8 protein-coding genes and 1 rRNA gene are annotated in these 8,522 nt (G+C 71.2%); 5 read left to right on the top strand and 4 right to left on the bottom strand.

From position 1 onward, the window contains the following. Positions 1–64: ribosomal RNA gene (locus VF647_22810) — 16S ribosomal RNA — on the bottom strand; the annotation flags it as partial. Positions 65–695: 631 nt separating this feature from the next. On the opposite strand from VF647_22810, the gene VF647_22805 reads away from it, so the two are divergent. After that, complete coding sequence (locus VF647_22805) at positions 696–1,943, top strand: aminoacetone oxidase family FAD-binding enzyme (GenBank protein ID HEX8454926.1); 1,248 nt, start codon at positions 696–698, stop codon at positions 1,941–1,943. After that, a complete protein-coding gene (locus VF647_22800) occupies positions 1,940–2,371 on the top strand; it encodes a thioesterase family protein (protein HEX8454925.1) in 432 nt (143 codons plus the stop codon). The genes VF647_22805 and VF647_22800 overlap by 4 nt, the downstream gene beginning before the upstream one ends. A gap of 24 nt (positions 2,372–2,395) precedes the next feature. Here the strand turns inward: VF647_22800 and VF647_22795 are convergent, their stop codons facing one another. The 3 genes from VF647_22795 to VF647_22785 form a co-directional block, all read right to left on the bottom strand. After that, positions 2,396–2,947, bottom strand: coding sequence for a hypothetical protein (locus VF647_22795; protein HEX8454924.1), 552 nt, complete (start codon positions 2,945–2,947; stop codon positions 2,396–2,398). Positions 2,948–2,968: 21 nt separating this feature from the next. Continuing rightward, positions 2,969–3,757 carry a cyclase family protein gene (locus tag VF647_22790; protein ID HEX8454923.1) on the bottom strand — a complete coding sequence of 263 codons (789 nt, stop codon included), beginning with the start codon at positions 3,755–3,757 and terminating at the stop codon, positions 2,969–2,971. Positions 3,758–3,939: 182 nt separating this feature from the next. After that, positions 3,940–5,160 (bottom strand): O-antigen ligase family protein, encoded by a 1,221-nt coding sequence (locus VF647_22785; protein ID HEX8454922.1) that lies wholly within the window; start codon positions 5,158–5,160, stop codon positions 3,940–3,942. Between the two features lie 255 nt (positions 5,161–5,415). Between VF647_22785 and VF647_22780 the strand changes: the two genes are divergently transcribed. Genes VF647_22780 through VF647_22770 form a run of 3 tightly spaced genes read left to right on the top strand, consistent with a single transcriptional unit; the run spans position 5,416 to position 8,505 of the window. Then, positions 5,416–6,582 carry a glycosyltransferase gene (locus tag VF647_22780; protein ID HEX8454921.1) on the top strand — a complete coding sequence of 389 codons (1,167 nt, stop codon included), beginning with the start codon at positions 5,416–5,418 and terminating at the stop codon, positions 6,580–6,582. A gap of 19 nt (positions 6,583–6,601) precedes the next feature. Continuing rightward, positions 6,602–7,630: a glycosyltransferase family 4 protein gene (locus tag VF647_22775; GenBank protein ID HEX8454920.1), complete on the top strand. Its 1,029-nt coding sequence runs from the start codon at positions 6,602–6,604 to the stop codon at positions 7,628–7,630. Beyond that, entirely contained in the window at positions 7,627–8,505 is an 879-nt protein-coding gene (locus tag VF647_22770) for an SDR family oxidoreductase (protein HEX8454919.1), read from the top strand. Before VF647_22775 ends, VF647_22770 begins: the two co-directional genes overlap by 4 nt. The last annotated feature ends 17 nt before the right edge of the window (positions 8,506–8,522 follow it).

Here is an 8,522-nt window from a genome sequence, read left to right as displayed (position 1 = left end):
CGACTTGCATGTGTTAAGCGCGCCGCCAGCGTTCGTCCTGAGCCAGGATCAAACTCTCCATGAGTTCAAACAGCTCCAGAGAACAAACGACTGTATCGTTCGTTCGGTTCTTCTTCACGTTGTGTGCAATCCGTGCGATGCTTCTAGAGCACCTGCAGGCACCGCGGGAGACGTGACGCCCCCGGCTGACGTGCCACACGGCCGCTCCGCAATTCCTTAGTTCGCGGGCTGCACAAAGCACTCCCCAATACCCGATTTGTCAAAACTTCCGCGCGGCCTCTGCCGCGTCTTCATGGCAACCCGGCCAGTTTCACCCGGCCCGTCGCGCAGTCCTTCAATCTAAACGAGCGTTGCTAATCCGTCAACCCCCGTTTTTCCAACTTCCGCCGCGCCCGATCCACGGCGAACTCCTTGAAGCTACTCAGCTTATCGCGGATCGTCAAGGGACGAAAACCAGCGTTTTCATTCCTTCCCTCAACCGCGCCGCCTTTCGAGCGACAGCCCTCCAACGTATCCGCTCGAGCCGGAGTCGTCAACCCCTCGCGGGTCAATCGTCGGCAACTCCGTTCTTGCGGGGCCACCAGTATAAAGGGGTGCCAGGGATCGGTCAAGGGGTAACACGGCGCAGCGTGCGGGAGGGCGACGGGCGTGCTATCCTGTCCGACTTCGCCGCCAAACCACCGGAGGGAGCCGATTTGAGCGAGACTGGGACGGACGCGCTGCCCATCGTGGTGATCGGGGCCGGCGCCGCGGGGACGATGGCGGCGATCTTCGCGGCGTCCACCGGGCGGAGCACGGTGTTGCTTGAGCGCACGCGCGACGGGGGGAGGAAGATCCTCATCAGCGGGGGCGGGCGGTGCAACATCCTGCCGTCGAAAGTGGACCCGGCGCAGTACTTCACGTCGTCGTCGCGCAACACGCTGAAGAAGATTCTGCTCTCCTGGCCGCTGCCGGACCAGCGGCGCTTCTTCGAGGAGGAGGTGGGGCTGCGGCTGGAGCTGGAGGAGGAGACGGGGAAGCTCTTTCCATCGACGCACAGGGCGCGCGACGTACGCGACGGGCTGCTGGAGCTGGCGGAGCGGCGCGGCGTGCGGATGCGCTTCGGGAGCTACGTGGTGGGGCTGCGGCCCGGCGGCGAGGGCGAGCCGTGGCGCGTCCTGCTGGAGGGCGGCGGGCAGATCGACGCGGCGCGGGTCATCATCGCCACCGGCGGCCTTTCGGTGCCCGCGACGGGGAGCGACGGGACGGGGCTGCGCGTGGTGAAGCAGCTCGGGCACACGCTGAACGATACTTTTGCGGCGCTCACCCCGCTCACCAGCGCCCGCACTCCGCACGCGCCGCTCGCGGGGATCTCGCTGACGGTGAAGCTGGAGGCGCCGCTGGGGAAGGGGCGGCTGACGGCGGAGGGAGGCTTCCTCTTCACCCACCGCGGCTACAGCGGGCCCACCGTGCTGGACGTGTCGCACGTGGCGGTGCAGTCGGCGGAGAGCGCGTCGCCAGCGCCGATCCTGGTGCAGTGGACGCAGTTCGACGCGGCCGCCTGGGAGCGGATGCTGATGGAACGCTCGCAGGGGACGGTGGCGAACGTAGTGCGCCGCCACCTTCCGCATCGCCTGGCCGACGCGCTGCTGGAGGAGGCCGGGGTGGACGAGGCGCGCACCCTTCCGCAGCTGCGCCGCGACGAGCGGCAGCGGCTGGTAGAGACGCTCGCGCGCTATCCGCTCCCCTGGACAGGGCACGAGGGGTACAAGAAGGCCGAAGTCACGGGCGGCGGCGTGCCGCTGGCCGAGGTGGATCCGCGGACGCTGGAGAGCCGCGTCGTCCCCGGGCTGCACCTGTGCGGCGAGATCCTGGACTGCTTCGGGCCGATCGGCGGCTACAACTTCTTCTGGGCGTGGGCCACGGGGCGGGCGGCGGGGCTCGGCGCGGCGGGGGCGGCATGACGGAGGAACTGCTGGCCGGCTACCCGGTGGTCGTGGACATCCCCGTCGCGTGGGGTGACATGGACTACTTCAGGCACGTCAACAACATCGTTTTCTTCAGGTACTTCGAGAGCGCGCGGATCGAGTACCTGGAGCGCATCGGCTTTCGCGAGCTGGCGGAGAATGATCCCGTGGGGCCGATCCTGGCCTCGACCGGCTGCCGCTTCCGCCGGCCGCTCACCTGGCCGGACACGGTGGCGGTCGGGGCGCGAGTCACGGAAGTGGGCGAGGACCGCTTCTCGATGGCCTACCGCCTGGTGAGCCGCAAGTCAGGGGAGGTGGCGGCGGAGGGCGACGGCGTGCTGGTGTCGTTCGATTACGCGGCCCAGAAAAAGGTGCCGCTGCCGGAGCGCGTGCGGCGGGAGATCGAGCTGCTCGAAGGGCGGTAGCGATCTCTCACAGGGAGACGCGGTTCAAGGCGGAACGGGCTTCACCTCGATCTCACTGCGCGTGAACCCGTAGTCGGACGAGAAGGCGAATGGCACGTGGATGTAGGCGCGCACCCGGCACCCGTCGATGACGTACGGCTCGAAGCCGAGGTCCTTCCACGTGTTCAACAGCTCGCGGTCGAGCTGCCGGTTGCGGGTGTTCGGATGGACTTCGGCCACGGCGCCGCTCTCGTCCAGGAGAAGGAGGATGCTGACGTTGCCATCCACCTTTGTGCCCCTGTCGAGGAAGTGCTGCAGCATCCGGTTCATCCGCTCCCTGTAGAGCTGCTCGTTCTTGAGGCGGGTGAAGTGCCCCGCCGGGAGGATGAAGACCTCCGTCCCCGCCGGGGCCAGGGCGCCGCCGCGGGCCAGCTCCCGCACCTCGTCCGCGGTGCGCCCCGGGGGCACCATCACGGCGATGCGCTGCATCCCCCGCTCCGCGCAGGTGGGCGCGGCGGCGAGCTGTGCGTCCTGCGCCCGCGCGCCAGTGGCGAGGAGCAGCGCGGCGGCGGCGAGGATGATGAAGGGCGATCTCATTCTGGGGCGCGGCAACAGGGTTCAGTAGAGCGCCAGGAGGCGCGCGGGGCCGCCGGTGCCGCCCTCGTGCTTGGGCGCGCCGACGACGAGCGTGGCGCCGCACGGGGGGACGCTGCCCAGGCTGGCGACGCACTCCAGCCCGTACTTCCCCGCCCCGAGCAGCACCTGGTGGGCCTCGTAGGTGGTGGAGGCGCCGAAGTCCAGGCTGATGGTGTCGGTGCCGACGCCGGTGACGACGCGCTCGTGCACCAGCCACTCCGCCGCCTCGCGGCTCCACCCCGGGTGGTGCATCACCCCCGCGGCGTCCGCGTTCAGGAAACGCCCCGGCTGCGTCACGCGCGGCTCCCATCCCGAGTCCATCACGACCACGGCGCCGTCCGGGATGCGCCCGTGCGCGCGCTCCCATTCCGTCAGGTCATCGACGGTCACGAGCGTGTCCTCGTCACGCGCGGCGCGCTCCGCCACCGACACCACCACCAGCGGCGCGAGGAAGCGCGACACCTCCAGCGCCTCCGCGGTCTGGCCGTTCGCCACGAAGTGCGACGGCGCGTCCAGGTGGGTGCCGGTGTGCTCGGCGAAGGTCAGCTCGTTGGCGGCAAAACCGTTCTTTTCCACGGCGAACATGTTCCGCATGCGGAACGGCTCGTAGAAGGGGAAGACGGGGAAGCGCGGCGAGAGGGTGTGGGTGAGGTCCGCCACGTGGCGGAAGGCGGGGCCGCCCTCGCGGGCGAAGCGGACCGCGGGTGCGAGCGTTTCCGCGTTGATGCCGGCGCCGGCGAGCGCGGAGCGTACCACGTCCGGTGAGCACATCTGCGTAGTCGGGCAAGGGGTGAGGGGGCCGCTCACGGGCGGCGGCGGCGTGCACAAGATATTGGGTCGCGGCATCGGAAGAAACAACATCTCACGCGGAGGCGCGGAGGCGCGGAGAGAAACTGCAACTGCATGGCTCGGTTTCTCCGCACTTCCGCGTCAACCATGCTGTTGCGGCTGAGCTACTCGGGCGCTGCCATCCGTTGCCCGGCAAGGGAGATCAGCAGGAGGTAGATCCAGATGATGGGATGGCGCAGGTAGTGGTGCGCCATGCCGAACACCATGAGCGCGCCCAGCGCGGCGAAGTACGGAGGTGCGCGGAGTGCGTGGTACGCGACGTGGAAGAGGAGCGCGCACAGGAGGATCGTTCCCACCAGCCCGGTGGCGCTTCCCCAGTCGACCAGGATGTTGTGCGCTTCCGCGGGGAACCCGGCCCACCGGCCGCTCAGAATGTGAGCATGCCCGCCGGGGCCGAGACCCACCACGGGAGAGGCCGCCGCCTCGTCGAGGGCCGTCTCCCAGAGGGCATTCCGCTCGGCTCCCGGTTCCTGCTCGTCGCGGATCGCGGCGAGGCCCCGCGCCACCCGATCCACGACGCGCCCGTCCGCGATCACCAGCGCAAGGGCGATGAGCGGAGCGGCGACGAGCAGCATCCTGACGCGCCGCGATCCGCCACGCAGGGCGAGGATCCACGAGTGCGCCGCGAGCACCGCCGCACCCGCGCCCCACGCCAGGATGAGTGCGTCGCTGCCGCTCGCCTGCCCCACGACCATGCTGCAGCACGCCAGCACCACGAGGCCGAACCGCTCCCGCACCCCGCGGTGCCTGATGAAGCCGTCCAGCGCGAGAAAGGGCGTCAGGATCACCCCGAGCGGCAGCTGGTTCGGGTTCGTGCTCCATCCCAGGAAGCGTCCCAGACGCCACATCCTGTGCGGACCCATATGGACGTTGAAGGCGGCGTACAGCAGAAGGGGGAAGAGCACGGCGGTGGACGTCACGATCGCGATCCACCCGGCGCGCCGGATCTCGTCCGCGGCCCACGGTTTCAGCGCCAGGCACGCGACGACGGCCGCCACCAGCACGTAGGCCAGGAAGTCGTGCCCCGCGCCCGTGGAGGCGAGACCCAGCCCCCACCCCGAAATCCACCCAGCGAGGAGCAGGGGGAGCGCGCAGGCCCAGAAGAGCAGAAAGGGCCGCACGGCGGGCTCGATCGCAGGGCGGGGCTTCCGGGGCGCCGCCACCGCGGACCACGCGCACCACGCGACCAGGAGCAGCTCTCCCGGACCCACGGGACCCCAGAACCGGAGCTGGGTAGCCGGCACCAGCGCCACACCCACCCCCAGCAGGGCGGCGGATACGCGGCGCGCCTTCGCCTCCCGGGGGTCCACCTGTCCGGCATCCATGCGAGCGAGATCTGTCGATTCGGAGGGGGCTTCCATGGCCGCGCGCCGGCTCGGGCCGGGCTCGCGCGCGCTGAGTGTCTCGCTTCGGCGGCGTCTTGTCAAACGGTTGCAGGGGGCCACCCCGCCCTGTAGTCTTCCGGCGGCACCTTCGCCACACCGCCGCGCCCGGCGCCTCGGCTCACCATCGGGAGGACCGCAATCGCGCCGCACGAAGCATCCGCGATCCCCGGAAACGTCCTGCACCTCGCGGCCGGGATGGGCCAGCCGTCCAGCGGGCAGGCGCGGGCGGTGTGGGACCTGGCGGCCGCGCAGGGGAAGCTCGGCTGCCGCGTGGCCATCCACACAACCAGCGGCTGGGTGGACGACCCGGTCGCCGACGCCGCCGTGCCGGTGCGCCCCCGCGTCCGCGTCTTTCCCGTCGCGGGACCCGCATCGTTCGCCTTCAGCCCAGCGGCAGAGAGGTGGGCGCGCTCGCCGGAGGCCGCCGCGTTCCCGGTGCTGCACCAGCACGGGATCTGGCAGGCGTTCTCGCGCGTGACCCTGCGCTGGCGCGAGCAGCTGCGCCGGCCGACCGTCGTGGCCCCGCACGGCAGCCTGGGGGCGGCGGTGCTCGCCTATTCGCCGTGGAAGAAGGCGATCGCCAGGCTGGCGTACGAGGGCCGCAACCTCGCCGGGGCCTCGTGCCTTCACGCGACCGCCGCGGGGGAGCTGCGCGAGCTGCGGGAGCTCGGCTTCAGGAACCCCGTCGCGGTGCTGCCCAACGGCGTCTCGGAATCGTGGCTCTCCAGCGTGGGAGACGCCGGGCGCTTCCGCGCCGCGCACGGGCTGCCGGCGGACGCGCGCATCCTGCTCTACATCTCGCGCATCCATCGCAAGAAGGGGCTGCTGACGCTGGTGGAGGCGTTCGCGCGCAACCGCCGTCCGCTGGACGGGTGGACGCTGGTGGTGGCGGGACCCGGCTACGATCCGCCGTACCTTGCCGCCGTCGAGGCGATGATCGCGGAACAGGGGCTCGCGTCACGCGTCCGCCTGGTGGGGGAGCTGCGCGGCGCCGCGCGGCGCGACGCCTTCGAGGTGGCCGAGGTGATGGTGCTCCCCTCGCTGAACGAGAACTTCGGGCTGGTGGTGGCCGAGGCGCTCGGCGTGGGCGTGCCCGTCATCACCACGCGCGGAGTGGCCGCGTGGGAGATGCTGGAGGCGGAGCGGATCGGGTGGTGGGTCCATCCCGATCTCGCTAGCTTGGAAGAGGCGCTGCTCTCCGCCGCCCGTCTGAGTCCGGCCGAGCTGGCGGTGATGGGCGGCCGGGGGCGCGCCCTGATCCTGCGCGACTACCGCTGGGGCCCCATCGCCCGGCGTACGCTGGAGCTGTACGCATGGCTGGCCGGCGACGCGGCCCGCCCGGACTTCGTGGCGACGGGATGACGGGCCGGGTTCAGCCGATATGACCATCACTCTGCTCGCACCGCTCGCCGCGCTGGCCGCCAGCTTCCTGCTGACGCGGCTCGTGCTCGGCTACGCGATCCGGCGGGCGATCCTGGACTTCCCCAACCACCGCAGCTCGCACGACGCTCCCACCCCTCGCGGCGGGGGCCTGGGGATCGCCATCCCGGTGCTGGCCGGCACCGCCGTCCTGGGCCTCGCCGGGTTCATCCCCCCCCGCCTCGCCGCCGCCATCCTGGGCGGCACCGCGGTGGCGGCGGTGGGCTGGATGGACGACACCGGACGGCTGCCGGGGCGAATGCTGGGGCCGCGGATGCTGGTGTACCTGGCCGCCGCGGTGTGGGGCGTGGCGTGGGCCGGCGGCCTCGCCGGGCTGTCGCTGGGCGCCGCGCGGCTGCACCTTGGGTGGGCGGGGGCGCTGATCGCGGTGGTCGGCTGCGTCTGGATCGTCTGCCTCTTCAACTTCATGGACGGCATCGACGGCATTTCGGGGACGGAGGCCACCACCGCCGGGCTCTGGGGCGGCGTGCTCCTCTGGCTTTCGGGGAGCCAGGAGCTGGCCGTTCTCGCGCTGATGGTGGGGGCCGCCGCCGCCGGGTTCCTGGTGTGGAACTGGGCCCCGGCGCGCATCTTCATGGGCGACGTGGGGAGCTGCCTGCTCGGCTTCTGCTTCGCCCTCATCGCCCTCGCCTCCGAGCGCGCGGGCGCGGTGCCGCTGCTGGTGTGGATGATCCTGCTGGGCGTGTTCGTCTTCGACGCCACGGTGACGCTGCTGCGCCGCGTCGTGCGCCGGGAGCGATGGTCCGAAGCGCACCGGAGCCACGCGTATCAGCGGGCGGTGCAGTCCGGCTGGACCCACCGCCAGGTGAGCGCGGGCGTGGCGGTGACCAACGTGGCCCTCGGCGCACTGGCGACGGTGGGATGGCGGCGGCCGGCGCTCCTCCCCGTCTGCCTGCTGGCGGCGCTCGTCCTCCTGGCCGCCATCTACCTCTGGGTGGAGCGCAGGGCGCCCATGGCGCGGGTCCAGTGACGCGGGTCCTGGTGGTGGGCGGCACCGGCATGCTGGGCCACAAGCTGGTGCAGCTTCTCGGCGCCGACCCCGCCCTGGATCTGCACGCCACGGTGCGGCGCGTCCCGCCCCCCGAGTTCGTGGGCGGCCTCGTCACGTACCACCCGGACGTCGACGTCGCGTACGGCTCCACGCGGGTGCGCGACCTGCTGGAGGCGCTGCGGCCTGACGTGGTGGTTAACGCGGTGGGCGCCATCAAGCAAAAGGACCTCCACTCCGCCGTCGACGAGACGTTCTACCTCAACGGCGCCTTTCCGCACCTCCTGGCGCTCCACAACCCCGGCGGGCGCCTGATCCACATCTCCACCGACTGCGTCTTCCGCGGCGACCGCGGCGGGTACACGGAGGCCGAGCGCCCGGACGCGGAGGACCTGTACGGCCGCTCCAAGGCGATGGGCGAGGTGGACTATGGCCGCCACCTGACGCTGCGCACCTCCATCATCGGCCCGGAGATCTCCGGCCACCTGGGGCTTCTCGGCTGGTTCTTTTCGCAGCCGCGCGGCTCGACGCTGCGGGGATTCACCCACGCCATCTACAGCGGCGTCCCCACCGTCGTCCTTGCCCGCACCATCCACCGCCTGATCCGCGACGCCTCTCCGCTCTCCGGCCTCTACCACGTGGCGAGCGAGCCGATCGACAAGCACACGCTGCTCCAGCGCCTGAACGAGGCGCTGGAGCTGGGCCACACGATCCTGCCGGACGACTCCCTCCGGCTTGACCGTTCGCTTGATGACCGGCGGTTTCGCGACGCCGCCGGCACCACCCGGCCGGGCTGGGACGAGCTGATCGCGGAGCTCGTTGAGGACCTCCGCACGCTGCCGTACGCGTATCGGTGACGCGGCGGGGGGGGGGG

Source organism: Longimicrobium sp., from assembly GCA_036387335.1.
In the GTDB taxonomy this organism is placed as follows: Bacteria; Gemmatimonadota; Gemmatimonadetes; order Longimicrobiales; family Longimicrobiaceae; genus Longimicrobium.
This window is presented reverse-complemented; position numbering and strand designations above follow the sequence as displayed.